Below are 2,073 nucleotides of genomic sequence, written 5' to 3' on the forward strand. Positions count from 1 at the left end.
TTGTTATGCCGTGTATTTTACAAGCATTGTACAAAGCGTTCATATCAACTTTGTTTATGGTTGAGTACGACAAAGCAATATCTGTTAACTGATGGTACTTATTGAATATCTCCCGGTATTCCGCTTCTCCAAAACGTTGCTGCTTACCTTTAGACCACTTTGAATTTAGTGAACGCAGAAGCAATTTTACAGGAAAAGAAAGTTTAGCTTTTTGTGGAAAATCACTTTGTTTTGAGATGAGCTGTTGTTCTTTTAAGGGCAAATTATTTCCAGCATAAACAAACACTACATCCCTCAATAATCTTGCAATAGCGTTACCGTCACCTAATAGATGATGACATACAGCCAGAATATCAAAACCAATCTCAGTGTAGAATACAAAAAAACGTATGAGTGGACCTGTTTCGCAATTAAAAGGCTTTTTATTCTCGGACTCGGCAATTTCCAGCCATTGATTTGAATGTTCACTTTTAATAAAATGCAATTCGAGCTGATGAACAGTGTTTTCCTGATAAAATGCCTCTCCCTCATTATTCATGCAAATGGATGAATAAAGTAGCGGGTGAACACTTCTTAATTTAAGCAATGTTTTTTTTAAACGTAATTCATCCAAGTGGCCGTCAACGCTTAGTTTCATCAGAACCGTAAGTGACGGATTCCGTAGAAGGTGGCGTTCCGTAAATATTCGAATATTAGTTTCCATGCTCTTTATGTTGATAAAGACAGCAAAGGTAGAGAGTTGGAAATTATCAATTCTTGACATAGGTCAATCCTATGGATTTTTATCTAACTTTTTTCTTATTCTGCTTAGCGTTTCGGGAGAAATGCCCAAAGTGGATGCGATATGTTTTAAGGAAATCTCTTTTTCAATGTCGGGAAAATCTTTTAATAATTCAATGTATCTTTCCTCAGCGGTATCGAAATACAGTGCTAAAGCAATATTACGCCAGCCGAACATAGAACGCTCCGCAATGGTCGCCCTTAACTTTTGCGTATCTATATTCGTGTCGAATAATTCCATCATCTGTTCGTAACTAAACAATGTAATCTCATAATCCTCCATTGCTTGAATACAAAGTTCGGCATTTGTTCTTTTCAAGAACGAATGATAATCTCCGATAAACGGAAAAGATTTATTGAACCAAAGGGTACGTTCATTACCATCTTTGTCTATTTTGTAATATCTGAATTTCCCGGAATCTACATATCCCATGTATCTGACTGGACAGCCCTGCATCTGAAAATGTTCACCTTTCTTGATTTGGATGTTTTTCAGACGCTTGGTGTATTCGAGCACATCTGCATTGTTTATATTCAAACTACATAGAAGATTAATTAATCCGTTCATATACTTTTTCTTTTCTGATTATTTCTATAATTCAAAATGTAACACTTCTACTTTTCCATTTGTAGGGAGTGTAAGAAATGCCTTAGGGGTATGACCAGAAAGCCTTTTTACCTCTCTATATAAATGAGAAGCATCATAATATCCCGCTTGGACAGCAACAAACAAAAGATTATCGAATGAAATATTAGGTTTCAAAAGATGTACAGCATTCCAAAACTGAACAATTCGACTATATTCTTTTGGGGAATAACCTGTATGAAACTTAAACTTGCGCTCAAATTGTCTTTGGCATAAGCATACTTCTGTTACCAATTCCTTAATCGAAACAATTCCTTTCTGTCTGCGGATCAAGGAAACAACATGAGATATTTGCTTTTCTGCGTCCATGCTGTTTTTGTACAATTGCCTAACCAATTCATGTTCAATATAACCAATCGGATTTTGAATTTCAGAGAGTTGATATGTGAAAGATTGACTAAAAAGAGCAGGAAACTCGTGACTGTCTAATCCTTGATTCATAAATTTGGAAAGTGGAATTTTTATAAATCGAGAAAGTCCACACGGTTGAAAACGTACCCCTATAATATGAATGAGTTTTTTTTGAGTGACCAATTCCGTAAATGTATTCATTGGACCGAAAAAATAGGAATGATAAGGTTTCATTATCAGTCCACTACTGACGCAGTCTGCGGCATTCCACACGTTGAAAACAAAGTAGGAACAAA

3 protein-coding genes are annotated in these 2,073 nt (G+C 35.6%); all 3 read right to left on the minus strand.

Annotated features, from left to right (window positions below; genetic code table 11):
* On the minus strand, window positions 1-703 hold a 703-nt coding region (locus tag C5O24_RS12880; RefSeq protein WP_240605018.1), incomplete at its 3' end, for a condensation domain-containing protein.
* A gap of 69 nt (window positions 704-772) precedes the next feature.
* The gene (locus C5O24_RS12885) at window positions 773-1,348 is read right to left on the minus strand and encodes a Crp/Fnr family transcriptional regulator (protein WP_010801767.1); all 576 of its coding nucleotides are present in this window, start codon (window positions 1,346-1,348) and stop codon (window positions 773-775) included.
* Window positions 1,349-1,372: 24 nt separating this feature from the next.
* A partial coding sequence (locus C5O24_RS12890) for a helix-turn-helix domain-containing protein (RefSeq protein WP_107681946.1) occupies window positions 1,373-2,073 on the minus strand: 701 nt, incomplete at its 5' end.

This window comes from Paramuribaculum intestinale (assembly GCF_003024925.1).
Classification (GTDB): Bacteria; Bacteroidota; Bacteroidia; order Bacteroidales; family Muribaculaceae; genus Paramuribaculum; species Paramuribaculum intestinale.

Bases quoted from the DNA above. Each gene is read 5' to 3' on its own strand.
- C5O24_RS12885 (WP_010801767.1), bottom strand. From the start codon at position 1,348: ATGAACGGATTAATTAATCTTCTATGTAGTTTGAATATAAACAATGCA.